The sequence below is a fragment of the Cohnella fermenti genome, assembly GCF_004801405.1.
In the GTDB taxonomy this organism is placed as follows: domain Bacteria; phylum Bacillota; class Bacilli; order Paenibacillales; family Paenibacillaceae; genus Cohnella; species Cohnella fermenti.
The window spans coordinates 65,097-88,190 of record NZ_SSOB01000035.1 but is presented as its reverse complement, the minus strand read 5'-3'; the positions used below and the strand labels follow the sequence as shown (position 1 = coordinate 88,190).

The 23,094-nt window shown below is 61.6% G+C and carries 22 protein-coding genes; 20 read left to right on the top strand and 2 right to left on the bottom strand.

The features are described 5' to 3' along the window. Positions 1-158: 158 nt before the first annotated feature. A complete protein-coding gene (gene sigK, locus E6C55_RS23380; RefSeq protein ID WP_136372241.1) occupies positions 159-860 on the bottom strand; it encodes an RNA polymerase sporulation sigma factor SigK in 702 nt (233 codons plus the stop codon). A 294-nt stretch (positions 861-1,154) separates the two neighbouring features. Here sigK and E6C55_RS23375 point away from each other — a divergent pair, with 294 nt between their 5' ends. The 5 genes from E6C55_RS23375 to E6C55_RS23355 all read left to right on the top strand — a co-directional run bounded on the left by E6C55_RS23375 (position 1,155) and on the right by E6C55_RS23355 (position 7,925). Then, positions 1,155-2,987, top strand: coding sequence for a sensor histidine kinase (locus E6C55_RS23375; protein WP_136372240.1), 1,833 nt, complete (start codon positions 1,155-1,157; stop codon positions 2,985-2,987). Next, positions 2,984-4,588 carry a response regulator transcription factor gene (locus tag E6C55_RS23370; protein ID WP_168735831.1) on the top strand — a complete coding sequence of 535 codons (1,605 nt, stop codon included), beginning with the start codon at positions 2,984-2,986 and terminating at the stop codon, positions 4,586-4,588. The genes E6C55_RS23375 and E6C55_RS23370 overlap by 4 nt, the downstream gene beginning before the upstream one ends. Before the next feature lie 143 nt (positions 4,589-4,731). Next, on the top strand, positions 4,732-6,078 hold the full coding sequence (locus tag E6C55_RS23365) for an ABC transporter substrate-binding protein (RefSeq protein ID WP_136372238.1): 1,347 nt from the start codon (positions 4,732-4,734) through the stop codon (positions 6,076-6,078). A 113-nt stretch (positions 6,079-6,191) separates the two neighbouring features. After that, positions 6,192-7,073 (top strand): carbohydrate ABC transporter permease, encoded by an 882-nt coding sequence (locus E6C55_RS23360; RefSeq protein ID WP_136372237.1) that lies wholly within the window; start codon positions 6,192-6,194, stop codon positions 7,071-7,073. A 9-nt stretch (positions 7,074-7,082) separates the two neighbouring features. After that, positions 7,083-7,925: a carbohydrate ABC transporter permease gene (locus E6C55_RS23355; protein ID WP_136372236.1), complete on the top strand. Its 843-nt coding sequence runs from the start codon at positions 7,083-7,085 to the stop codon at positions 7,923-7,925. Between the two features lie 387 nt (positions 7,926-8,312). Here the strand turns inward: E6C55_RS23355 and E6C55_RS23350 are convergent, their stop codons facing one another. Beyond that, positions 8,313-8,528, bottom strand: coding sequence for a hypothetical protein (locus tag E6C55_RS23350; protein ID WP_136372235.1), 216 nt, complete (start codon positions 8,526-8,528; stop codon positions 8,313-8,315). A gap of 910 nt (positions 8,529-9,438) precedes the next feature. Between E6C55_RS23350 and spoVAC the strand changes: the two genes are divergently transcribed. From spoVAC to E6C55_RS23275, 15 genes are all read left to right on the top strand, one after another. After that, the gene (spoVAC, locus tag E6C55_RS23345) at positions 9,439-9,891 is read left to right on the top strand and encodes a stage V sporulation protein AC (protein ID WP_136372245.1); all 453 of its coding nucleotides are present in this window, start codon (positions 9,439-9,441) and stop codon (positions 9,889-9,891) included. A 4-nt stretch (positions 9,892-9,895) separates the two neighbouring features. Next, entirely contained in the window at positions 9,896-10,900 is a 1,005-nt protein-coding gene (gene spoVAD, locus E6C55_RS23340) for a stage V sporulation protein AD (protein WP_136372234.1), read from the top strand. Between the two features lie 56 nt (positions 10,901-10,956). Then, the gene (spoVAE, locus tag E6C55_RS23335; protein WP_136372233.1) at positions 10,957-11,307 is read left to right on the top strand and encodes a stage V sporulation protein AE; all 351 of its coding nucleotides are present in this window, start codon (positions 10,957-10,959) and stop codon (positions 11,305-11,307) included. A gap of 226 nt (positions 11,308-11,533) precedes the next feature. Next, complete coding sequence (locus E6C55_RS23330; RefSeq protein ID WP_136372232.1) at positions 11,534-12,487, top strand: AAA family ATPase; 954 nt, start codon at positions 11,534-11,536, stop codon at positions 12,485-12,487. Position 12,488: 1 nt separating this feature from the next. Next, positions 12,489-13,733 carry a DUF58 domain-containing protein gene (locus E6C55_RS23325; protein WP_136372231.1) on the top strand — a complete coding sequence of 415 codons (1,245 nt, stop codon included), beginning with the start codon at positions 12,489-12,491 and terminating at the stop codon, positions 13,731-13,733. Beyond that, a complete protein-coding gene (locus E6C55_RS23320; protein ID WP_136372230.1) occupies positions 13,730-15,985 on the top strand; it encodes a DUF4129 domain-containing transglutaminase family protein in 2,256 nt (751 codons plus the stop codon). Before E6C55_RS23325 ends, E6C55_RS23320 begins: the two co-directional genes overlap by 4 nt. A gap of 199 nt (positions 15,986-16,184) precedes the next feature. Next, positions 16,185-16,709, top strand: a complete 525-nt coding sequence (locus E6C55_RS23315) for a YqeG family HAD IIIA-type phosphatase (RefSeq protein ID WP_136372229.1) — start codon at positions 16,185-16,187, stop codon at positions 16,707-16,709. Between the two features lie 2 nt (positions 16,710-16,711). Then, the gene (gene yqeH / locus E6C55_RS23310; RefSeq protein ID WP_136372228.1) at positions 16,712-17,833 is read left to right on the top strand and encodes a ribosome biogenesis GTPase YqeH; all 1,122 of its coding nucleotides are present in this window, start codon (positions 16,712-16,714) and stop codon (positions 17,831-17,833) included. A 20-nt stretch (positions 17,834-17,853) separates the two neighbouring features. Beyond that, a complete protein-coding gene (locus E6C55_RS23305) occupies positions 17,854-18,693 on the top strand; it encodes a shikimate dehydrogenase (RefSeq protein WP_136372227.1) in 840 nt (279 codons plus the stop codon). Positions 18,694-18,734: 41 nt separating this feature from the next. Then, positions 18,735-19,028 carry a ribosome assembly RNA-binding protein YhbY gene (gene yhbY, locus E6C55_RS23300; RefSeq protein WP_136372226.1) on the top strand — a complete coding sequence of 98 codons (294 nt, stop codon included), beginning with the start codon at positions 18,735-18,737 and terminating at the stop codon, positions 19,026-19,028. Between the two features lie 20 nt (positions 19,029-19,048). Then, positions 19,049-19,660 carry a nicotinate-nucleotide adenylyltransferase gene (gene nadD / locus E6C55_RS23295; protein WP_136372225.1) on the top strand — a complete coding sequence of 204 codons (612 nt, stop codon included), beginning with the start codon at positions 19,049-19,051 and terminating at the stop codon, positions 19,658-19,660. After that, positions 19,650-20,237 carry a bis(5'-nucleosyl)-tetraphosphatase (symmetrical) YqeK gene (gene yqeK, locus E6C55_RS23290; RefSeq protein WP_136372224.1) on the top strand — a complete coding sequence of 196 codons (588 nt, stop codon included), beginning with the start codon at positions 19,650-19,652 and terminating at the stop codon, positions 20,235-20,237. The genes nadD and yqeK overlap by 11 nt, the downstream gene beginning before the upstream one ends. A 121-nt stretch (positions 20,238-20,358) precedes the next feature. Further along, positions 20,359-20,703 (top strand): ribosome silencing factor, encoded by a 345-nt coding sequence (gene rsfS, locus E6C55_RS23285; protein WP_136372223.1) that lies wholly within the window; start codon positions 20,359-20,361, stop codon positions 20,701-20,703. Further along, positions 20,700-21,644 (top strand): CvfB family protein, encoded by a 945-nt coding sequence (locus E6C55_RS23280; RefSeq protein ID WP_136372222.1) that lies wholly within the window; start codon positions 20,700-20,702, stop codon positions 21,642-21,644. Before rsfS ends, E6C55_RS23280 begins: the two co-directional genes overlap by 4 nt. A gap of 663 nt (positions 21,645-22,307) precedes the next feature. Next, a complete protein-coding gene (locus E6C55_RS23275; RefSeq protein WP_136372221.1) occupies positions 22,308-23,090 on the top strand; it encodes a class I SAM-dependent DNA methyltransferase in 783 nt (260 codons plus the stop codon). Positions 23,091-23,094: the final 4 nt, after the last annotated feature.

Below are 23,094 nucleotides of genomic sequence, written 5' to 3'. Positions count from 1 at the left end.
CTTCCCTGCACAGTACGAGCGCTTGCGTCAACTGCACTCAAACGGTTGAACCGCCGTATACCGAACGGTACGTACGGTGGTGTGGAAGGTCGGCTACTCAACTAATGGGTAGCCTCCTATCCGATCGAGGAAGAATTAAGAAACGTTCTTATTGATCGCTACCGCTTCGCCTTGTAAAACTCGTGATAAAGCTTCATGAGCGCTCGCTTCTCGATCCGCGAGACGTAGCTGCGGCTGATCCCGAGTTCGCGCGCGATCTCGCGCTGCGTCCGCTCGTCGCCGCCGCCGTCCAACCCGAAGCGGCCGCGGATGACCTCCTGCTCCCGCTCGTCCAGAATGTCGAGGTTGCGGTAAATTTTGCTCTTCTCGATCTTAAGCTGAACCTTCTCGACGACCTCGTCGGGCTCGGTGCCGAGAATATCCTGCAGCGTTATCTCGTTGCCTTCCTTGTCGGTGCCGATCGGGTCGTGCAGGGAGACGTCCTTGCGGGTCTTCTTCAGCGACCTCAGATGCATCAGAATCTCGTTCTCGATACAGCGCGCGGCGAACGTGGCGAGCTTCGTCCCCTTGTTCGGCTGGAAGCTCTCGATCGCCTTGATGAGGCCGATCGTGCCGATGCTGATGAGGTCTTCCAGGTCCTCGCCGGTGTTGTCGAACTTCTTGACGATATGCGCAACCAGACGAAGATTGTGTTCGATCAGCAGGTTGCGGGAGCGAGGGTTGCCCTCCGCCATCCGCGACAGGTGCAAGGCCTCCTCTTCATCGGTCAGAGGCTGGGGGAACGCGTTGTTCTTGACATAAGAGACCAATAAGGACAATTGCTTCAGGAACAAGGCGACAGCGGTAAAAAATCCGGGCACGGGCAAGCCACCTCCGGCTAGTTGATCGGGAGCGCATGGGAAACATTATTATTGTATGTGGGTGGATGCCCATGCGTGCCTGTACGCGTCATGTCAAGCGGTTCTTATTGCCGGGGTTCGATTAGTTGGCGGTTCGATTCGCTTGACAGCGCGAAAACCGGCCAACTATAATCGGGACAAAGTTAATCGAGATGCGAGGAACAGGAGAGCACACTTGGACGCCCGGCCCAGAAACCGCTGGAGGGCTTGCGGTGTGCTTTTTTGAATTGCCGCCGACAAGGAAGTGACTTCGCGATGCGCCGATACCGGCTGCCCAATTGGTTCGACAACCGTTCCATCCGCAACAAAATCACGATTCTGTACATCCCGCTCGTCGTGCTGCCGCTGCTGCTGCTCGGCATCGTCTCCAACCGGATCTATACGGAAGCGATTGTCGGGAAGACGGAGGAGAGCATCGCGGACAATTCGCAATTGATCGCGACGCGAATTCAAGGCATTCTGCAGAACATGGAGAGCAGTGCCAACAACATGACGCTCAGCCTCAATCGGATCGTCAGCGAAGAGGAGGAGCCTACTCCGGGCGAGGACGTGCGTTACGAGGCGCTGATCGTCAACCAGCTCAGCTTCGCGCTGCTCGTGTTCCCGGACGTCGATTCCGCCGCCTTCATCGATGCGAAGGGGCGCGTGTACGCGACGCACTCCGCCATGACGAACGGAGCGGAGCAGTTCGCCGGCAGCGAGCTCGCGGAGCAGCTCCGGGCTACGTCCGGCGAGAATCGGTGGCTGGGCGTGCAGCGGAGAGACTTCCTCGTGCGAACGCCGGAGCAGACCGTCCTCTCGCTGGGCAAGAAGGTGACGGAGATCTCCACCGGACGAACGCTCGGGTATCTGGTCGTCAATGCGGACGAGACGAAGCTGTCCGGGATTTTCCCGCGGGAAGGGGAGGGCATTCTCGCCGACTATTCGATCGTGGACGAGAGCGGCACGGTCGTCTCCGCGCGCGATCCGGGCAAGCTGTTCGCCCCGCTGGAGGATCGGGCGGCGCTCGACTGGCTGAGCGGCGGGGCGAGCTCGGCTCTGGACGAGCCGTTCCGGCACGGGGATACGCTGACCGTGGGCTACCGCCTGGGCGCGATGGGATGGACGCTCGTCACCGAGGTGCCGATCAAGGAGCTGACCCGCGACACGAGCAAGATCAGCCTGATCATCGTGCTGATCGGCCTCGGCTGCTTCCTTCTCGTGCTCGCGAACGCCGGGCTGCTGTCGCGGACGATTGCGGCGCCTATCGTTCGCCTGACGCGGGCGATGCGCAAGGTGCAGGAAGGCTCGATCGACACGAGGTTCGAGACGCGCGGCAGGGACGAGATCGGCCAGCTCGGCAGCGGCTTCAACAGCATGATCGGCCGCATTCGCGAGCTGCTCGTCCGCGTCCGTCGCGAGCAGAGGCAGAAGCGGGAATACGAGCTGGCCCTCATCCAGTCGCAGATCAAGCCGCATTTTCTATACAATACGCTTGACGTGATCTATACGCTCTCGGAGATGGGCAGGACGCGCGATGTCCAGAGGACGACGAAGGCGCTCGCCGACTATTATCGCAACGTGCTGAGCAAGGGGCGGGAGATGATCACGATTGCGGAGGAGCTTCAGAACGTGAGGGACTACCTGGCCATCCAGAAGGTCCGCTACTCCGACGTCTTCGAATATCGCATCGACGTGCCGGCGGAGCTGGAGCCGTATCCGATCCTCAAGCTGACGCTGCAGCCGCTTGTCGAGAACGCCATCTACCACGGCCTGAAGCCGACGGGGGCCTTCGGGCATCTCTCCGTCACGGGGGAGCTTGGGGACGACGGCATCCTGCTGAAGGTGACGGACGACGGGGTCGGCATGTCCGAGGCGGAGCTGGCGGCGATCTGGGCGGCGGACACGGACGGGAACCGGAAGCCATCCTTCGGAATGCGCAATGCGCACGAACGAATTCGGTTGTACTTCGGCTCGGGATACGGCTTGGAGGTTCGTTCCGCTCCGGGGCAGGGGACGACGGTGACGGCAAGGCTCCCGGCGAGCCTGGAATGGGCGGAGGCAGAGGGAGACGACGGCGAAGAGGAGAAGGAAGGGGATCAACGTTGAAAATCATCATTGTAGACGACGAGGCGATTTTCCGAGATTATTTGCGACAGGCGCTCGAGTGGGAGTCTTACGGGATGAGCATCAGCGGCGAAGCGCGCAATGGCGAGGAGGCTCTTGCGCTCATGCGCGCAGATCCTCCGGATGTGGCGCTTGTCGACATCAACATGCCGATCATGGACGGGCTGGAGCTGACGGAGCGCCTGCGGGCGGAAGGGCTGCCGACGGACGTCGTGCTGGTGACGGGGCATAATGAGTTCGAGTATGCGAGGACGGCGATCCGGCTCGGTGTCGAGGATTACATCCTCAAGCCGTTCTCCAAGGACGAGCTTGTGCTGACGCTGCTCAAGTGCCGGAACAAGCGGCAGATCGAGCTGAAGGCGAAGCAGACGGAGCGGGCCGACCGCGAGCTGATGCTGGGCAGCGCCCTGCAGCGGCTCGTGACCGGCGAGACGGCGCAGCAGGCGGACGCAATCGCCGGCAGGCTGGAGCAATTCGGCCTCGATCTGAGCGAGCGGCACAGCGTGGCGGTTATCGAGATCGACCACATGGAGCGCAAGTGGAACGAGCCCGCGGAGCGCCAGCTCTGGAAGTTCGCGGTGACGAACATCCTGCAGGAGACGCTCGAGGAGGAAGGGGACGTGTTCCTGTTCCACGGCGCGGAAGGGCGGATCGTCATTCTTCGGAAGGAAGGGCCGGCAAGCGGCGCGGCGCGGACGGGGGAAGGGAAGGCGCCGCCGAAGCTGGACGGCTATGACAAGGTGTGCCGATACATCCGCAAGTACCTCAAGCTGACGGTGACGATCGGCGTCGGCGGAGGCTACTCCGGCCCGGAGGGCATTCGACGCTCCTATGAGGAAGCGAGGGAGGCGCTGCGCAGCAAGTTCCTGCTCGGCGAGGATCGGGTGATCGACTACGCATCGCTCGATCCGGGCTCCGCCGGCACGTCCTTCCTGGCGGAATCGAACGACCGGCTTGCGCACGCGCTGCGGATGGGCGACTGGAGCGAGCTTGAGCTCAGACTGGACGGGCTGTTCCGGGAGATTCGGGAACGCAAGCTGTCCCTCGACCTCACCTACGTCTCCTGCATGGGCTGGGTATCGGTCGCGCTGTCCCACGTCACGGAAGCCGGGCATCCGATCGAGGATTGCTTCGGAGAGCATTTTTTCCCCTATTCGGACATTCGCGCACTGGAGACGGTCGACGCCGTCAAGGAATGGATGAAGTCGCTGTTCCGCCAGGCGTTCGACTATGTAGGCAAGCACAAGAAAACCCGCTCCTCGAATATCGCCAAGGGGGCGCGCCAGCTTATCGAAGAGAAGTACGGCGATCCGGAGCTGACCGTGGAGGCGGTGGCGGGAAGCCTGTTCATCAACCCGAGCTACCTGCGGGCGGTGTTCAAGAAGGCCTACGGAATGACGGCGAGCGAATACCTCATCCACGTTCGCATGGAGAAGGCGAAGGAGCTGATCGGAGGGGGACTTAAGCATTCGGACATCGCGGAGCGGGTCGGCTTCAATGATCCCGGCTACTTCAGCAAGAGCTTCCGCAAGTTCTTCGGCCTGTCGCCGAGCGAATACGAGAACGGACTTACGCGGGGGTAGAGGAGCGAAGGATAGAAGCGAATTATTCCCAAGCTGTAGCGGATTGTTCAACTTTGCATCGGTTTTTGCCTTATCCGGGGCGGTTCCCTTCTCTATAATCAAGGTTGTCAAGGATAAACACCCGATCAGAGAGGGGTTCAAGAATGATTAAACAAACAGCAGCACTCTTGTCCGTTGCCTTGCTCGGCCTGTCGACGGCCGCCTGCGGCTCGAACAATAATTCGGAATCGCAGCCTTCCGCGTCCGGCGCGTCGCCTAGCGCGTCCGAACCTGCAAGCGAATCGGCATCCGCCAGCGCTTCGGCAAGCGCCGAGCCGGTCAAGCTTCGCATCTACGCCCAGTATGCGGACGACGACACGAAGCTCCCTTACGACTACGCCGTCGCGGAGCTGAAGAAGGAGATGCCGAACGTCGAGCTCGAGCTGGAGATTCAGGCGCAGGACGACGGCCAGAAGCTGAAGACGTATGCGGCTACCGGCAACCTTCCGGATATTTTCCAAGCGGGTCTGGACATCATCAATACGTTCAAGGAATCCGGCAACATCCTGCAGCTTGACGAGTATTCGGACAAGTACGGCTTCACGGACGCGGTGCTGCCGAGCGCGATGAACACGCTCAAGACCGACGACGGTCACGTGTATGCCTTCCCTTACGCGGGCAACGAGATGATCCTGCTCTACTACAATAAAGAACTGTTCGAGCAGAATGGCGTCAAGGTTCCGACGACGTTCGAGGAGTGGCAGCAGGCGGTCGAGACGTTCAAGAAGAACGACATCATTCCGCTGGCGCTGTTCGCCAAGGAGAAGTGGCCGGACGTCGCGCTCTACGATATCTTCGCAAGCCGTTATGACGAAGCCGGCATCACGAAGCTGGACAAGGGGCTTGCCAAGGCAAGCGACGAAGCGTACAAGACGGCAGCCGAGCAGCTTGCGGCCCTCGTCAAGGCCGGTCTGCTGCAGAAGGGCGCGACGAGCATGAACTACGACCAGGCGTCCGCGCTGTTCTTCGAAGGCAAAGCCGCGATGTTCCTGAACGGACAATGGGACATCGAAGCGTCGACGAACGCGCTCGGCGACAAGGTCGACTGGATGTACTATCCGGGAACCGACGCATCCAACTATGAATCGTCCAAGCTCGTGTTCAGCGGCGGCGGCGGTCCTGGCGGCTATGCCGTTAACCCGAAGAGCAAGAACGTGGAAGTGGCTGCCGAGGTTGCGGCGTTCATCTCCCGCAAGTATGCGGAATTCAAGTACACGGAACGCGGTACGCCGATCGTCGCGACCAAGGTGGACAAGGAGATCGTGAAGGCGTACCCGCCGATGATGGAGAAGCTGGCCCAGGCTATTCCGAACATGAAGACAACGGCATTCGCATGGGGATTGTCCAATCCGAAGTTCAAGGCTGCGATTGAAGATGCTTCGCAAGGCTTGATGGCCGGCACGACGGCCGAGCAATTCGTGAAGGAAGTCGACAAGGCGATCGGACAGTAGGGCAGCAACCCCGCTCAGACCAGAGAAAGGCTGCTCGCACCGCGCTCGCCGCGGTGCGAGTCGTTTCCGGAGAGCTTTCGGAGAGCTTCCGGAGGATAGGAGGAAGCACCATCATGAATAAATACTTGGGGAACAAAGCCGCGATCGCCGTCTTCGTCCTGCCGGCGCTGCTGCTCTACTCGCTCATCGTCTTCTGGCCGCTCGTGCAGACCGTGTATCGCAGCCTGTTCGATTGGGACGGCGTCAACACGGCCTCCTTCATCGGGCTCGACAACTACAAGGAGTTGCTGGACGACGATCTGTTCTGGACGTCGCTCAAGAACGGCGCGATCTTCGCGGCGCTGATCGCAGTGTTCCAGATCGGGCTCGGCACGTTGCTGGCGCTGGCGATCTCCGACGCGAAGGTGAAGGGGCGGAAGTGGCTGCGCATCAGCTTCTTCATGCCTGTCGTCCTCTCCGTCACGGTCGTCTGCCAACTGTGGCTGTCGATCTACAACGCCGAATACGGCCTGCTCAACAAGCTGTTTGAGCTGCTGGGCCTCTCGTACCGGCAGGACTGGCTCAGCGATCCGGGCGTCGCGATCTTCGCCATCGCCTTCGTGAATGCTTGGCAGTTCATGGGCTACCACTTCGCTCTGCTGTTCGCGGGAGTCAAGTCGATTCCGGAGCAATTCGTCGAAGCGGCGAAGATCGACGGGGCGAGCAAGTGGAGAAGCCACTGGCTCATCACGCTCCCGCTTCTGAAGGAGACGTACCGGTTCTGCCTCGTGTTCGCCGTCACCGGCGGGCTGAGCGCTTTCGCCCAGATGTTCATCATGTCGAGCGGCGGGCCCGGAACGTCGACCTACACGCTTACTTATCTGATGTATCGTTCCGCATTCCGCATTAATGAGTTCGGCTACGGCAGCGCCTCCGCCGTCGTCCTGGTGCTGGAATGTCTGATCGCCACGCTGGTCATCAACCGGCTGGTCGCTCGCGAACGAATCATCTATTAGGAGGTCGCCATGACGATTCTATCCCGACTTCGCCATCGCAGCTTGCCATCCCGAATCCTCATGGGGATCTATGCCATCGTCTCGATCTACCCGCTGTTCTGGATGCTCTCGTACTCGCTGAAGAACAACAACGAGATATACGTCACGAATCCGTTCGGCCCGCCGCTTCACCCCCGGTTCGAGAATTACAGAACCGCGTGGGAGAGCTTCAACGTTCCGGTCTACTTCCTGAACAGCGTCATCGTCTCGATCGTCTCCGTCATCGGAGCCGTGCTGCTCGCCGTCATGTTCGCCTACGCGGTCGCGCGGCTGCGGTGGCGGTTCCGGGAGACGGTGCGCACGTACATGATCATCGGCCTGTTCATTCCGGTGCAAGTCGTCCTGCTGCCGCTCGCCGTGCTCATGCGCGACCTGCATCTCCAGAATACGCTGCTGTCCCTGATCGTGCCCTACATCGCGTTTAACCTCAGCTTCTCGACGATGGTGTTCTACGGGTTCTTCCGAACCGTCCCGACGGAGCTGGAGGAATCGGCCTGCATGGACGGGGCGAGCCTGTACCGGACGTTCTGGAGCATCATGCTTCCGATCGTCTCCCCGGCGCTCGCGACGATGGTCATCTTCGTCTTCCTGAACGCGTGGAACGAATTCCCGCTCGCGCTTATCCTGATCTCCAGCGAGAACCTGAAGACGCTGCCGCTTGGCCTGCTATTCTTCCAGGGCCAGTTCACGACCGACTGGGGCGCCATGGGAGCGGTCATGACCATCGCCAGCCTGCCGACGATTCTGCTGTACGCCTTCTTCAGCGAGAAGGTCGAATCCGCCCTGACGGTCGGCTCCGCCGTGAAGGGGTAAGCGAGCCTTCGATCCAACTAGACCCGGTCCCCATGTCGCCTCGCGGCGGTGGGGAGCCGGGTCTTCCGTCCTGCGTACTTGTTCCGCCATTGTGCGGGAAACCCTTGCAACAGAGCCCGAAATTGGCCCCAAAAAAGCCGAAAAAGCCGAAAAAGCCGAAAAAGCCGAAAAAGCCGAACAAGCAAAAACCGAAGAAGCCGGAGACCCTCTCGATCTCCGCAAGCTTCTCCGGCTCTAAATAAATGCCGAGCGCATGATCTTCACGCGTTACCTTCGCATGCCACTCTCGCACGTTATTTTCGGATGTCACTCTCGCACGTTACCTTCGCCTATCACTCGCGCGCGCGTTATCCTCGCATGTTATTTTCGCACGATATTCCTGCTATATTACTGCACCTTCAGCCTGTCATTGAAGGACAACTGCCGGCCGCAGCTCATCCCCGTGTGGAACCCGCTATTGTAGGCCCACTGGGCCAGAATCTGGATATGTCCAAGCTCCGCCTCGCTTAGGCGCAGCCGCTCCTTCAGTCCCTCCAGCTCCAGAAGCAAGTCCCGGGAGAAATGCTTCTCGCCTTCGGCCCGCAGATATTCCGGTTCAAGCATGCCAATCCCCTCCTTGGCTTCCATTATGTCCAATTTCACCCTTCTTTAGTCGATCGATCGGGCAATGCGGAGCTTTCTTCGAGGCGCATTCCTTGGAACGGGCGGGCGCATTCCTCCCGCATCGGCCCCTGGGCGTCATCCTTCTTCCCGCTCCTCTTCCATTGTATGCGGCATCCCAGGTGCAAGCGCTTGATTCCCGAAGCCCGGATGTCACTGCCGCGAAACCTGCGAATGAAGGCCCCGAGTCCCGCCCTCGCCCCACCAAACATGTTGTTGGCATCCGGCACGACACCTCCTTCCCGGCGCCCTATCTCATCTGCGGACATTAGGTCTCTTCTCCCGCTCGCTCAGAACAGGGATGAGCCGGGATCGGCGGCGGCGGTCGGGGAACGGCGATGGTTGGGGCGGCTTCTGTGATGCGTGCAGGGGAATGGTTGTGTGAAAAAAAGGTTGGCGCAAGAAGGCCATCATCCGAGAAGGGAGGTTCCTGAGTCGGGGGGAGAAGAGGCATAAGCATCCAGAAGGGGGATAGCGCTCACGCCTGCACCATAATATATACCATAATATGGAATTTGTTTGCGAGGGTGGGGGCGGAAGGGATGAGATATAGCGTTCGGCGGGATGAGGAAGGTCAGCAGAATGAGGACGGTTCGGAGGGATGAAGAAGGTTAGCGTAATGAGGAAGTTCAGCGTACTGAAGAAACTCAGCGCGATGAGAAAGTTCGGCGGGATAAGGAGTTGGATGGGGGACCAGCGCTGTTGGGTCAAAGCAATCGCAGCCTCCGTTCTCCGGCAATCGAACATAGATCTTCCTTCCCCGGCGAATACTACTCTCGATGTTCGATTGTTTGCGTAAGGAGGGGTGCCAGTGGCGACCAAGGAAGCCGGCAGGGCAGCGGGCTACAAGCCGATGTCCATGTCTGCCAAGGAGTACAAGCAATTCGCGAAGAACCGGGAGCCGACGCGTTCCATCCTTGCCAACTGCATCAAGGCGTTCCTCGCGGGCGGGGCGATCTGCCTGATCGGCCAAGGGGTGCAGTCGTTCTATCAATCGGCGTTCCACATGTCCAAGCTGAAGGCGGGCGACCCGACCGTCGCGACGATGATTCTGCTGTCCGTCATTCTGACGTCTCTCGGAGTGTATGACAAAATCGCCCAGTGGGCAGGGGCGGGCACGGCCGTTCCGGTAACCGGGTTCGCCAATTCGATGAGCTCCGCGGCGATCGAGCATCGCAGCGAAGGGCTTGTGCTGGGAGCGGGAGCGAACATGTTCAAGCTGGCCGGTTCGGTTATCGTCTTCGGCGTCGTCGCCGCCTTCGTTGTCGGAATCGCCCATTGGCTGTTCGGCGGGGTGGGGAGATGAGCGCATGAAGCGGGGAGAACGAACGTGGGCGTTCCCGACTCCGCCGGTTATTCTTGCGACGGGAACCGTCGTCGGGCCCGACGAGGGAGAAGGCCCGCTGGCCGCCGACTTCGACCTTGTCCATCCCGACATGGAGCTGCAGCAGCCGACCTGGGAGAAGGCCGAGAGGCTGCTCCTGGAGCAGGCGGTCGACATCGCGATCTCAAATGCGAAGCTGAAGAAGGAGGACGTCGAGCTGTTCGTCGGCGGGGACCTGCTTAATCAGATCATCAGCAGCACATTCGCTGCCCGTACGATCGGGGCGCCTTACATCGGCACGTTCGGAGCGTGCTCGACGTCGATGGAGACGCTGGCCCTCGCTTCGCTGATGGTGGCGTCCGGGGCGGCGGGCAAGGTGCTGGCGGGGACGAGCAGCCATAACTGCACGGTCGAGAAGCAATTCCGTTACCCGACGGAATACGGCTCGCAGAAGCCGCCTACCGCCCAGTACACCGTGACCGGCGCGGGAGCGGCGCTCGTCGGCGCTTCCGGCGACGGTCCGAAGGTGACGGCGGCGACGATCGGCAAGGTCGTCGACCTTGGCATCAAGGACCCGTTCAACATGGGGGCGGCGATGGCGCCGGCTGCGGTCGACACGATTCAGGCGCACCTGCAGGATCTCGGGAGAGAGCCGGGGGACTACGATCTGATCGTGACGGGCGATCTCGCCGGGGTCGGCCATCCGATTGCGGAGGAGCTGCTGAAGCGCAACGGCGTGCCGCTCGAGCAGACAACGTTCCGGGATTGCGGCCTTCTTATCTACGATGTCGGGAGGCAGAAGGTGCAGGCCGGGGGAAGCGGATGCGCTTGCTCCGCCGTCGTCACATACGGCCATCTGCTCAAGCGGATGAAGAAGGGCGAGCTGAAGCGGATTCTCGTGGCGGCCACCGGCGCGCTGCTCAGCCCGCTGTCGTTCCAGCAGGGCGAGTCCATTCCGTGCATTGCGCACGCCGTCTCGATTGAAGCATAAGCGGAAGGACCGGTGCGGAAAATAACGCTGCGAATAAGAGGGAAGGAGGAGGCGGCATGCAATATTTGTGGGCGTTTCTCGTGGGCGGAGGCATCTGCATCGTCGGCCAGCTCCTGTTCGACGTTGCGAAGCTGACACCTGCGCATACGATGGCGCTTCTCGTCGTCGCGGGAGCGGTGCTCGACGGAGTCGGCCTGTACGAGCCCTTGATCAATTTCGCCGGGGCCGGAGCGACAGTCCCGATCACGAGCTTCGGCAACGCGCTTGTGCACGGGGCGCTGACCGAGCTGAAGGAGGACGGCTGGATCGGGGTGCTGACCGGCATCTTCAAGGTGACGAGCGCGGGCGTGTCGGCGGCGATTATTTTCTCGTTCCTCGCCGCGCTTGTCGTGAAACCGAAGGGATAACGGCATTCGAATCTAAAAAATTCCTAAATTTCCACCCGAATGCGCCTTGCCAATAAGTTCTAGACGCCGAGAAAAGCCTGCCGGAGCGCGGTTTGGCTTTTTCTCTATGTTTATTTGTAGGAACTCAAAATTTACGGTGTTCTCCAAAATCAGGTATAATAAATTAGTATCATTTTACTAGACCTTATGGCCGTTCAAGTCCAAGATTGCGTAGGAGGAGGCCGACATGGAGCACCAACAGGCGATTCAGGCATTGGAACTTATCAAACGTAATATGGAATCTTGCATCTTCGGGAAAAAAGAAGAGATTGTATGGCTGCTCACCGCCTTGGCCGCAGGAGGACATGTTCTGATCGAAGACGTGCCGGGCACCGGCAAGACCCAGATGGTCAAAGCGCTTGCGAGATCCGTCGGGGGAGAATTCCACCGCATTCAATGCAATCCCGACTTATTGCCTACCGATATAACCGGAGTATCGATCTATCATCCGAAGCAAGAGCAATTCGTGTTCCGGCCGGGGCCGATCATGGCGAACGTCGTGCTCGCGGACGAGATCAACCGGGCGACGACGAAGACCCAATCCGCGCTGCTCGAAGCGATGGAGGAGCGCCACGTGTCGGTGGACGGGATTACCTATCCGCTGCCGAGGCCGTTCTCGCTGTTCGCGACGCAGAACCCGATCGAGTTCGACGGCACCTACACGCTTCCCGAAGCGCAGCTCGACCGGTTCCTGATGAAGATATCCATCGGCTACCCCGACGAGGCCTCCGAGAAGCGGCTTCTGACGGAGCCCAGCGCCCAGCGATCCGCGGACGGACTTGATGCCGTCGCATCCGTCCAGGACGTGCTGGACATCCAGCGCATCGCGATCGACGTCCATATGGATTCGAGCGTCGTGGATTACCTGCTCGCGCTCATTCGCGGCACGAGAAGCCATGCCTCGCTTTTCCTCGGGGCGAGCCCCCGCGCGGGAGTCGCCCTGGCGTCTTGCGCCAAGGCGTACGCGCTGCTGCAGAAGCGAGCGTTTGTCCTTCCGGACGACGTGAAGACGGTCGCGCCGCTTGTGCTCGGGCATCGTCTGCACCTTCGCCCGGAAGCGCGGATGCAGGGCGCGACGACGGAATCCGTGCTGCAGCAGGTGATGAAGCAGATCCCGGTTCCCGTCGGAATGGAGCGGTAGGATGAAGATGTCGAAGGTCCGTTTCGGTGGGCTGGCGGCAGCTCTGTATGCGGCATCTCTTCTGTTCCTGCTTTTCCAAGGGGGCAAGACGTCCCTGATGCTGTTCGTTATGCTCAACGCGCTCGGCCTCTATCTGCTGCTCGGCCGCTGGAGCGGGATCGGCAAGGTGCAAGGCGCCCGGACGTTCGAGACGGCGGCGGAGAACGACGCGGTCATTCCGGCGGGAACGCGGCTGCGGCTGAAGCTCTCGGTTCATGTGCCCGGCTTCTGGCCGCATCCATACATCATCGTAAGGGAACGGCTGACCCGGCAATCGAGCCGGGAGCTGCAGAACTACGAGCTCAGCTTCGTGCCGGATTACAAGCGCAGGGGCACGATGATCTACGAGACGGCTCCCCTGAAGCGGGGCCGTTACCAATTCCGCTCTACGGAGTGCTCGACCCGCGATATTTTCGGGCTGTTCGAGCATCGCGGCTCGTTCGACGCGCCCCAGGAGATTCGGGTCAGCCCGCGGACGGTTCCGATCCGCGACTGGCGATTCTCCAGGCTCGCCCGTTCCGGGGCCTCGGAGCAGCGCGCTTCCTCGCTCTGGTCGCGCGAGACGACCCAGATCGACGGTGTCCGCGAGTACATCCGCGGCGACCGCATGTCCCGCATTCATTGGAACGCCACGGCGCGAACCGGGGATTGGAAGTCGAAGGAGTATGAACGGGAGTCGCTGCCGCGCCTGGTGATCGTGCTCGACCGAAGAGCGGCTTCGTATCGGACGAGCGAGCAATTCGAGCTGGCGGTGTCCGTCGCCGCTTCGCTGCTCGACTTCGCCTTCAGGCGGAACATGCCGATCGGCTTCGTCTCCGCCGGCGCGGAGCGCATCGTGTTCGGCGCGGGACGCGGGGCGCCCGTTCGCTCGCAAGTAATGGATCATCTGATCGATGCGGAGGTCGACGGAATCGCCCCGTGCCGCGAGGCAATCTATGAAGCGTCCGAACGGTTCGAGCTTGGCGCCTGCATCGTTCTCGTCTCTCCGGAGACGGACGACGGCACCGCGAAGGCGCTGACCGCGCTGGCTTCGCGCAGGCAGGCGGCCGGCCATATCCGGATCGCGGCCGGCTCCGCGCCGGACGGTCCGGAGGAAGCGGCGCGGCTGACAAGCTGGAGCCGCATGTTCCAGGCCAGGGGCTGGAGCTTCACGAGCTTGTCCAGTCTTGAAGAGCTGCAGCAGGCACTGGAGGTGGGGTCCGCATGAGCGTTGTCCTTGCCGAAGCCGGGCCGAAGGAGAGCATTCTGTGGCGCAGAGTGGTCCTGGAGCGGCTGCACCGGGTTTTTGCCCTGATTATCGTTCTTCAACTGATTCAACCGTTCCAGGAGTTCTGGTGGTCGGAGACGTATCGGGTCGTCTACGCCGCCCTCGCGGTGTACGGGGCGAGCGAGCTGCTGTTCTCCCGCCTGCTGTGGCTGCGGCTCATCATCCAGGCGGCGGGAGCGGCCGGCGCGACGCTGCTCTTCGCGAGAGCCGATTGGCTCGGATGGCCGCAGGCGCGCGAATGGCCGCTGTGGCGCGAATTCCTGACTCATAATTCCTTCGAGATGCATCCTTATCTGGAGCTTGCGCTGCTCGCCTTGTTCGCCTGCCACGCCCTTGCGCATTGGGGGACGACGAAGCGGAAGGCCATCGTCCTGACGCTCCTGGCCGTGACGACGCTCGCGGCGGTCGACTCGTTCTTCCCGTTCGAGCTGTGGCGCAGCATCATCTGGACGGTCGCCGCCGGTCTCGGCTGGCTTGTCGTGCTTCACCTGCGAATGCTGAGGGAGATGCACTTCGACAGTTGGAGCTCTCTGGCGGAGCGGCCGTTCGAGCTGCTGCTTCCCGCGCTGATCGTCATCGGCCTGCTGATTGTGCTCGGCATTCTGATGCCGAGGGCTCCGTCGCTGCTGGAGGACCCCTACACGTTATGGATGCAGTCGCAGGACAAGGACATTCCGAGCTTCGCGGGAGAAGGCGGCACGCTGATCACCGGCTCGTCGTCCTCTTCCGGAGGACAATCGTCCACGAAGTCCGGCTACGGGCGCAACGACTCCCAGATCGGCGGAGGCTTCCAGTACGATTATTCGCCGGTTATGCAAGTGACAACGAATCTGAAGTCTTATCTGCGCGGCGAGACGAAGGCCGTCTACACGGGCAAGGGCTGGAGCGACCTGAAGGGCCAGGAGAGCGTTGCGGTCGCCACGGGAACGAAGTCCGCCCAGGAGCTCCCTCTGGAGCCCGAGATGACCGATGCGGCAGGCATCCGCAAGGTCGAGCAGACGGTTATAGTGCTCCGCAAGGACCGCTTGTCGGTGCTGTTCGCGGCGTCCCCCGCTTCCAGCCTCGTGGAGCTGGACAGCTCGCGCAACGCGCAACTGTTCTGGAATCCGGACGAGCGGGAGCTTCGCTTCCAGCGTCCGGCCTCCGTGGAGAGCTACACGGTCGTGTCCGAGGTTCAAGAGCTCGACGAGGAGAAGCTGCGGGCGCTCACGGCCGACTCCGCAGAGAGCGCGAATGCGGCTCCGGACGAATACGACCAGCTTCCGGATTCATTGCCCGAGAGGGTCAAGGAATTGGCGCAGACGGTCACGGCCGGCGCGACGAACGACTACGACCGGCTCAAGCTGCTCGAGCAGTACCTTCGCTCGACCTATCCGTACACGAACACGCCGGACGTGTCCAAGCAAGCGAGCAAGGATGTCGTCGACGCGTTCCTGTTCGAGATTCAGGAAGGCTATTGCGATTATTACTCCACGGCATTCGTCGTTATGGCGCGAACGCTTGGCGTGCCGACCCGCTGGGTGAAGGGCTACACCGCTGGCGTGAATCCTTCGGCGGAAGAAGAGGCGCGCTATGGCGGGGGCTACGTCCCGGACCCTGACGGCGCCGGAACGTACACCGTCCGCAACGCCGACGCCCACTCCTGGGCGGAAGCCTACTTCGAAGGCTACGGCTGGGTGTCCTTCGAGCCGACGGCCGGCTTCAGCTTCCCGGCGCCGGTGCCGGAGCAAGCGGCCGAGGTCGTCCCGCTGCCGGTCTCAAGCCCGAGCGAGACTCCGGTGACGGAAGCCGAAGCAAGCGGCGCGAGCTGGACTCGTCCGGCGCTTATCGCTGCTGGGGCTGTTGTCTTGGCGCTGCTTCTTGGCGGCGCGTGGCTTATTGTTCGCCGCCGGGGCGGCCTGCTTCTCGCGATGAAGAAGCTGCGCCACTTCGGCCTGACGCCGAATCAGCGAATCGTCAAGGAGATGGAGAGCTTCCTGCGGTTTATGCAGCGAAGGGGCTTCAAGCGCAGCAAGGACGAGACGATGCGGGAGACGTTCGGCGGCTGGGGAGGCCGCTTCGGCTCGCTGAAGCCGGAGCTGGAAGGCGTGCTGCTCCGCTTCGAAGGAGCGCGCTACGGCTCCGGCGACGGCGCGGAAGAGGAATACGAGCATTTCTCGCAGTTGGCCGAGAAGATCCGCAAGGCGCTGTAGAGTGCGAGGCGCACGGACCGTCCGCAGGCAACCGAAGCGTTAAGAAGAAGCCAGGCGGGAGAGCCGGAGGACGATGCCGGCTTTCCCGCTTTTTGCAAGGATTCGCGGGGTGTGGTATATTTTGTTCACGATACCGTCACGGTAGGTCACGGTAAATAGAGAATTAATCAATTCGCTTAAGACAGGGGATTATTCGGGAATGTTCCAACGATTGCTGCCGGACCAGATCGTAAGCACCGTGTTCGACATCGACCTGCAGGCCTTGAAGGCTCGGGGGGTCAGCGGGATCATTACCGATCTGGACAATACGCTCGTCAGCGCGAAGACGGCGAACGCGACTCCGGAGCTGGCCGCTTGGCTGGAGCTGGTGAAGCGGGAAGGCTTCCGCGTCGTCGTCCTATCCAATAATAACGAGACGCGAGTGTCCGTCTTCTCGAAGCCGCTCGGCATCCCGTTCATTCCGGCTGCCCGCAAGCCGCTGCGCGCCGCGTTCCGCAGAGCGCTGACGCTGCTCGGGCTGAGCGCAAGCCAGGCCGTCGTTGTCGGCGACCAGATGCTGACCGACATTCTGGGCGGGCGCCGCATGGGGCTTCATACGATTCTCGTGACCCCGATCGCGACCGGCGAGGAAGGGGTCGGCACCCGCATCAACCGCAAGATCGAGAAGATCGCCCTGTCCCGGCTCCGCAAGAGAGGCTTGTGGCCGGAGAAGGAGGAACGTTAATTTTGACGGAATTACTTAAGGAGAACAGCCGCTGCGCAGGCTGCGGCATCGCCCTTCAGACAACGGAACCGAGCCGCACGGGCTACGTGCCGGAATCCGCGCGCGAGCGCGAGCCGATCATCTGCCAGCGCTGCTTCCGCATCAAGAATTACAATGACGCATCGTCCGTCGCTATCGACCAGGACGATTTCTTGCGTTTGCTCGGAGGCATCGCTTCCACGAACAGCCTCGTCGTCCATATCGTCGACCTGTTCGACTTCGAGGGAAGCCTGATCTCCAGCCTGCAGCGGTTCGTCGGGACGAATCCCGTTCTGCTTGTCGTGAACAAGATCGACCTGCTGCCGAAGGTGACGAACTGGAACCGGCTGCGCAACTGGGTGCAGAAGCAAGCCCGGGCGAACGGCCTGAAGGTCGTCGGGGTTCTATTGTGCAGCGCCAGGAAGAACATCGGCTTCGAGCGGGTCGTCGAGACGGTCGCGGACCTGCGCGGGAAGCGCGACGTCTACGTCATCGGCGCCACGAATGTGGGCAAGAGCACGCTCGTCAATCGCCTGATCTCCGACTACAGCGACCTCGAACGCGAGCTCACCGTTTCCCGCTACCCGGGGACGACGCTCGATGCGGTCCATATTCCGCTGGAGGACGGCCGCAGCATTATCGATACGCCGGGAATCGTCTACCGCTCCCGCCTCTCCGAGGTCATACCGCGGGACAATCTGCACGCCATCATGCCGGACAAGCCGCTCAAGCCGGCGACATACCAGCTTGACGCCAAGCAGACGCTGTTCTTCGGGGGCATCGCTCGCTTCGACTTCGTCGAGGGCGAGCACCAATCGTTCACGGCTTATGTGTCGAACGGCTTGCCGATTCACCGCACGAAGCTGGAGCGGGCGGACGCCTTGTACGAGGAGCATCGCGGCGTGATGCTGGCCCCTCCTTCGAGAGAAGGGCTGGAGACCGTTCCGCCGTGGACGCGGCACTCGCTGCGCGTGAAGCCGGGCGAGGAGGTCGACGTCTTCGTCTCCGGCCTCGGCTGGATCAAGGTGAACGGCAAGGCCGGCGCTCTCATCGACGTGCACGCTCCGAAGGGCGTGAAGGTCATGCTGAGGGAAACGATGCTATAGGGGCAAAGGAGCTTGGACTCATGGACAGTCATACGGTGCTTTACGGGGTGATCGGAGATCCGATTCGTCACTCGCGGTCGCCGATCATGCTTAATCGGGCGTTCCGGGAAGCGGGCGTGAACGGGGCTTATGCCGCCTTCCATGTCGCGCCGGATCGCCTGGGCGAGGCGATCGCCGGCATCCGGGCGCTCGGGTTCCGCGGGCTCAATGTCACGATCCCGCACAAAATCGAAGTGATGAAGTATCTGGACGAGATCGACGAAGGGGCCCGGGCGATCGGAGCGGTGAACACGATCGTGAACGAAGCGGGCCGCCTGATCGGCCATAATACCGACGGCATCGGCTACGTCCGTTCGCTTAAGGAAGAAGTCGAGCCGGAGCTTGCGGGCAAGCGGATCGTCGTCCTTGGCTGCGGCGGGGCGTCCCGGGGCATCGTGTGGGCGCTCTCGCGCGAGAAGCCGGCGGCGATCGTCCTGACGAACCGCACGGCGGAGCGCGCGACGGAGCTTGCCGCGTCCTTCGGGACGGAAGCGGGCGTGACGTCCGCGCCGTGGGAAGCGCTGAAGGAGCTGTGCGCGGAAGCGGACGTCGTCATCAACACGACCTCCGTCGGCATGTCGCCGAACACGGAGCAGACGCCGATCGATCCCGAGTGGCTGCGGCCGGGGGCGGTGGCCAGCGATCTTATTTATAATCCGCTTACGACCGCCTTCCTCCGAGGAGCGGAGAAGCGAGGCTGCCGCGTCCACGGCGGACTCGGCATGTTCGTCTACCAAGGCGCGTATGCCTTCGAATATTGGACCGGGCGTCCCGCGCCTGTCGCCGCCATGCGCGGCGCGGTGCTGGAGTCGTTTAAGTAGGAACGGTTTTTTTCACATATAAGGGAAAGCGGGTAAGAACCATGTTGACAGGCAAGCAGAAAAGATTCCTTCGCGCGCAAGCGCACCATCTCGATCCGATCTTCCAGGTAGGCAAGGGCGGAACGAACGACCATCTCATCCGTCATATCGAGGAAGCGATCGAGGTGCGCGAGCTGATCAAGGTGAATATTCTGAATAACAATGACGACGATCGCCACGAGGTTGCCGAGGAGCTCGCGAAGCGAGCGGGCGCGGAGCTTGTGCAGGTCATCGGGAAGACGATCGTGCTGTACAAGGAGTCGAAGGACAACAAGCAGATCGTGCTTCCTCGCTGAATGGGTGGGTGTGCGCGGATATGGACAGACGGTCAGGCAGAGGCGCCGGTCGCACGGGGCTGATGGGAGGCACGTTCGACCCGATTCATATCGGGCATCTGATCGCGGCGGAAGCGGCGATGGAGGCGGCGGAGCTGGAGGAAGTGTGGTTCGTCCCGACGAACGTTCCGCCGCATAAGCCGCAGCCGCGGACAAGCGCCGCGCAGAGGCGGGAGATGGTCGAGCTCGCCGTTCGGGGAAGAGCAGGCTTCCGGGTCGAAGCGCTTGAGCTGGAGCGGGGCGGCGTCTCCTACACGATCGACACGGTGACCGCTCTTCAGGAGCGCGAGCCGGGGCGGGAGTTCCACTGGATCGTCGGCACCGATATGATGAACGATCTGCCGAACTGGCGAAGGATCGACGAGCTCGCGGAGCGAATCTCCTTCGTCTGCCTGGGAAGGCAGGGAGAAGCGAGCGGGGAGTCGGCGCTGCCGAAGTCGCTGCGGAGTCGGATCGTGCTTGCCCCGATGCCGCCGATCGGCATCTCCTCGACGGACATCCGGGAGCGGAGAAGGGCCGGGCGTTCGATTCGCTATCTCGTGCCGCAGCCGGTACTCGATTACATCGGGAGGAATGGACTGTATGAATCGTGAGGAACTGATCGAAGCGACTCGTCGCCAGATGCCGGAGAAGCGTTGGCGCCACGTTCAGGGCGTCGTCGATACGGCAGTCGAATTGGCCGACCGCTTCGGCGGGAATCGGGACCAAGCCTGGCTTGCCGCCTTGCTTCACGATTACACGAAGGCGTGGGCGACCGACCGCATGGAGCGAATCCTCCGTGAAGAGGAGCTGCCGAAGGAGCTGCTGGAGCACGATAAGGAGCTCTGGCACGCCCATGTCGGCGCCTGGGTTGTCCGCCGCGAGCATGGCATCGACGACGAAGAGGTGCTGGACGCGATCCGGTATCACACGTCCGGCCGGGAACGGATGACGCTGCTCGACAAGATCGTCTGCCTGGCGGACTACATCGAGCCGAGCCGAAGCTTCCCCGGCGTGGATCGCCTGCGCGAGCTGGCGAAGACGAATCTGGACGACGCGCTGCTCGCCGGCTTCGACGGTACGATCCGGGCTCTTGTCGAGCAGGGCAAGGTGATTTTCCCGCTGACGGTGCTGGCGCGCAACGATCTTCTGCTGACGATCCGGAGCTCCGCCAAGGGGAACAATAAATAGCGGAAGAATAAATAGCGCTAGATCACGATTATAATTGTAATTGCGATAACATTAACGATAACCATAACGATAGAATCGCCCCGGCCGAGCAAGGCGGAAGGCGAACATAGGAGGAGAATGGATGGCCGTATCTTCGGACAAATTGCTGCAAGCCGCGGCGCTCGCGGCGGAAGACAAGAAGGCGCACGATGTGGTGGCGCTGAACCTGCAAGGAATCTCGCTTGTCGCCGATTACTTCATGATTTGCCACGGCAACTCGGATACGCAAGTGCTGGCGATCGCGACGGAGATTCGCAAGAAGGCGGAGGAGCTTGGCGCGAGGGTTCGCCTTGAAGGCATGGATACCGCCCGTTGGGTGCTCATCGACATGGGCGACGTCGTCGCTCACGTCTTCCATCGCGACGAACGCGAATATTATCACTTGGAGCGGCTCTGGTCCGACGCGAAGGCCGTGTCGTTCGCATGACGCTGGTCGCGGGCACGATCATGACGCTCCTCGCCAGACGCGAGGTGCCGCCGTACGGCTGGTTCCTCGCCGAGGACGAGGAGGACGCGCCGGAGGTATTGCTGCCTTACGGCGAAATTATCGGGGACCGTCCGGAAGCGGGCGATGAGGTGGGCGTGTTTCTTTTCCACGATGACAAGGGTCGCATCACCGCCACGACAAGGGAGCCGCTGCTGACGTACGGGGAGATGGGCAGGCTGAAGATGGCGGACTTCCATCCGCGCTTCGGCTGCTTCCTCGAGATCGGCATCGGCCGCCAGTTGCTGCTCCCGATCAAGGAGCTGCCGGAGAAGAAGGAGCTGTGGCCGCAGGAAGGCGACGAGCTTCACGTCGTGATGAAGCACGACAAGGAAGGCCGGATGCTGGCCCGCATGGCGAAGATCGAGGACTTCGAGTCCGCCGTCTTCCGCGCGCCGAGCTCGTGGCATCACGAGGAGAAGCTCGCTTGGGTGACCGACACGTTCCGGGACGGCGTCTTTGTGCTTGTCGACGGAGGTGTGCTCGGCTTCGGCGCGCTCGGCTACATCCCGACGGCCTCGATGACCCGGCCGCTCCGCCTCGGCGAGAAAGTGCTTGCCCGGGTAACGCAGATCAAGGACGACGGGCGCGTGACGCTGTCGATGCGCTCCTCGAAGGAGAAGGGCCGAGTCGAGGACGCGGACAAGCTGCTCGCGTTCCTCCATGCGCGCCCCGGCGGCTCGATGCCGTATAGCGACGAATCCCCGGCCGACACGATCCAGCGCCGCTTCGGCATCAGCAAGTCCGCCTTCAAGCGGGCGGTCGGCAAGCTGATGAAGGACGGGCTCGTCACCCAGGACGGCAACTGGACCAAGCTGACCGAGGCGGGCGCCGCCAAGGCCGCCGCCTCGGCTTCCGACTCCGGTTCCAGCGGGGCGGAGTGAGCCGACTCCAGCCAGCCGCCGCGGCGGCTGGCTGGAGAGGGCGGCGGCGTTGCGGGGCAGCGGCGATGCTGCCGCGATGTCGCCGCGCGGTCCGCGAGAAGTCGTGCGACACGGGGAATCGTGTGACATGAGAAGTCGTATGAACAGGCTAAAGCGTCCTCGGACGCTTTTTTTGAATGTCGGCAAGAGAGGTTTATCCTACCTGACACCGATTCTGACACCGACGCAAAGCTTCTCCGGCGTTTAGGACGCCCAGGCGTATAAGATTTCTGTCCTATTGCGCTGATCCCGCCGGATGCCAGGAATTTATGTGAAATTTCACATTCGTGCAGCTCGATAACGGGCAGTTTAGGCGATTCTATGTGAAAAATAGCATACATAGCGGAATTTCCCGCTCAAGTTGCCGCATGTATGCTAAAAATCGCATAAAACGCCGAGATTCGCTGCCATTCAAGCCAACGAATGTGAAAAATGATATAAAATTCGTAAAATCTCAAACGACATCGGCCCAGAGGCGCGAATCGTGTGGCGGAGGGCCGTCAATGCGAGTTTTCCTGACGGTTTGCTTCCCCCGTTGAGGGAGCGAGCGAATTAGTTGGGGGTAAGAGAGGGTAACCAAGCAGACTGCGCACATGAGCGTACATATGACGAGGGGGAGACTTGATGAGATCCTACCGGCAATTCGCCGCGGTGTACGATCGCTTGATGGAGGAGATGCCTTACGCGGAATGGCTTAGCTTCGCGAGGCGTTGCTGGGACCGCTACGGGATGCCGGCAACGATCGTCGATCTCGGCTGCGGGACGGGCAATATTGCGATTCCTCTGGCGAAGGCGGGCTTCCGGGTGTTCGGCGTCGATCTGTCCGCCGACATGCTTGCGATCGGTCGCACCAAATGGGAGGCGGGCGGACGCAATCTCTCGGAGAAGGGGACCATTCGCTGGCTGCAGCAGGATATGCGGGATTGGGAGCTGCCGGAGCCGGCCGACGCGGTGATCAGCTTCTGCGACAGCTTAAATTACTTGACGGAGCCGGAGGACATCGTATCGACTTTTCGCCGTACTTACGAGGGATTGGCGTCGGGCGGATTGTTCCTGTTCGACGTCCATGCGCCGAGCCAATTGGAGAGGTATGCGGAGGAGCAGCCGTTCGTGCTGGACGAGAAGGATGTCGCGTACCTGTGGGTGTGCGAATACGACTCGGTGCGGATGGAGATCGAGCACGACCTCACCTTCTTCGTGCGCGACGAGGCGGCATCCGGCGGCGCAAACTCCGCCTTGTATTCCCGCTTCGAGGAATCCCACGTTCAGCGCGCTTACGATTCCGACTGGCTGGCCGTCGAGCTCGTCGCTGCCGGCTTCGAGGTGCTGCATCGCTTCGCGGACTTCAAGTGGATCGAAGCGGACGACGACTCGGAGCGCTTGTTCTTCGTGGCGCGGAAGCCGTAGGGGA

Bases quoted from the DNA above. Each gene is read 5' to 3' on its own strand.
- E6C55_RS23355 (WP_136372236.1), top strand. From the start codon at position 7,083: ATGACGATTCTATCCCGACTTCGCCATCGCAGCTTGCCATCCCGAATC.
- E6C55_RS23350 (WP_136372235.1), bottom strand. From the start codon at position 8,528: ATGCTTGAACCGGAATATCTGCGGGCCGAAGGCGAGAAGCATTTCTCC.
- E6C55_RS23280 (WP_136372222.1), top strand. From the start codon at position 20,700: ATGACGCTGGTCGCGGGCACGATCATGACGCTCCTCGCCAGACGCGAG.
- E6C55_RS23275 (WP_136372221.1), top strand. From the start codon at position 22,308: ATGAGATCCTACCGGCAATTCGCCGCGGTGTACGATCGCTTGATGGAG.
- spoVAE (WP_136372233.1), top strand. From the start codon at position 10,957: ATGCAATATTTGTGGGCGTTTCTCGTGGGCGGAGGCATCTGCATCGTC.
- yqeK (WP_136372224.1), top strand. From the start codon at position 19,650: ATGAATCGTGAGGAACTGATCGAAGCGACTCGTCGCCAGATGCCGGAG.
- rsfS (WP_136372223.1), top strand. From the start codon at position 20,359: ATGGCCGTATCTTCGGACAAATTGCTGCAAGCCGCGGCGCTCGCGGCG.
- E6C55_RS23315 (WP_136372229.1), top strand. From the start codon at position 16,185: ATGTTCCAACGATTGCTGCCGGACCAGATCGTAAGCACCGTGTTCGAC.
- E6C55_RS23325 (WP_136372231.1), top strand. From the start codon at position 12,489: ATGAAGATGTCGAAGGTCCGTTTCGGTGGGCTGGCGGCAGCTCTGTAT.
- spoVAD (WP_136372234.1), top strand. From the start codon at position 9,896: ATGAAGCGGGGAGAACGAACGTGGGCGTTCCCGACTCCGCCGGTTATT.
- E6C55_RS23365 (WP_136372238.1), top strand. From the start codon at position 4,732: ATGATTAAACAAACAGCAGCACTCTTGTCCGTTGCCTTGCTCGGCCTG.
- nadD (WP_136372225.1), top strand. From the start codon at position 19,049: ATGGACAGACGGTCAGGCAGAGGCGCCGGTCGCACGGGGCTGATGGGA.
- E6C55_RS23360 (WP_136372237.1), top strand. From the start codon at position 6,192: ATGAATAAATACTTGGGGAACAAAGCCGCGATCGCCGTCTTCGTCCTG.
- spoVAC (WP_136372245.1), top strand. From the start codon at position 9,439: ATGTCCATGTCTGCCAAGGAGTACAAGCAATTCGCGAAGAACCGGGAG.
- E6C55_RS23320 (WP_136372230.1), top strand. From the start codon at position 13,730: ATGAGCGTTGTCCTTGCCGAAGCCGGGCCGAAGGAGAGCATTCTGTGG.
- E6C55_RS23375 (WP_136372240.1), top strand. From the start codon at position 1,155: ATGCGCCGATACCGGCTGCCCAATTGGTTCGACAACCGTTCCATCCGC.
- yhbY (WP_136372226.1), top strand. From the start codon at position 18,735: ATGTTGACAGGCAAGCAGAAAAGATTCCTTCGCGCGCAAGCGCACCAT.
- E6C55_RS23330 (WP_136372232.1), top strand. From the start codon at position 11,534: ATGGAGCACCAACAGGCGATTCAGGCATTGGAACTTATCAAACGTAAT.
- E6C55_RS23305 (WP_136372227.1), top strand. From the start codon at position 17,854: ATGGACAGTCATACGGTGCTTTACGGGGTGATCGGAGATCCGATTCGT.